Origin of the sequence: Kitasatospora nipponensis, assembly GCF_039528135.1 — a bacterium.
Taxonomy (GTDB): Bacteria; Actinomycetota; Actinomycetes; order Streptomycetales; family Streptomycetaceae; genus Kitasatospora; species Kitasatospora nipponensis.
This window is the reverse complement of record NZ_BAAALF010000974.1, coordinates 1-569: the sequence shown is the minus strand read 5'-3', so window position 1 is coordinate 569 and position 569 is coordinate 1. Positions and strand designations below refer to the sequence as shown.

Here is a 569-nt window from a genome sequence, read left to right as displayed (position 1 = left end):
CATGAACGTGACGGTCACCGGCACCACCGGCGGCGGGTGGCTGTCGACCTCGAACGGCAGTAGCTCCATCCTCAACTGGACGGCCGCCGGGCAGACGGTGGCCAACCTGGCGACCGTACCGGTCGATGCGGACGGGACGGTCACCTTCTCCGTGGGCGGTGCCGCCGTCGACGTGATCGCCGACCTGGCGGGCTACTACAGCAGCAGCGGCAGCCTCTTCAGCCCCTGGGACCTGTCCCGCACGCGGGACACCCGGAATGCCATCGGCGTGCCCGGCCGGACGCCGATCGCCCCGGGTGGCACGGTCGAGCTTCAGGCGGGGGTCCCCGGCGTCCCGTTCACCGGGGCCACCGCGATCACCCTGAACGTGACCGTCACCGAACCCACCAGCAGTGGCTACCTGACGGTGTATCCGCACGGGAAGGACCGTCCGGTCATCTCCAACCTGAACTGGATGCCCGGGCGGACCATCGCGAACCTGGTGACCGTTCCGGTGGTCGACGGCAAGGTCTCGTTCTACAACGGCAGCGGTGGCACCGTGCACGTGATCGCCGACGTCGCGGGCTACT

General features: G+C 69.4%; 1 pseudogene. It reads left to right on the top strand.

From position 1 onward, the window contains the following. Positions 1-97: 97 nt before the first annotated feature. Positions 98-569 (top strand): annotated as a pseudogene (locus ABD323_RS44395) (hypothetical protein); the annotation flags it as partial.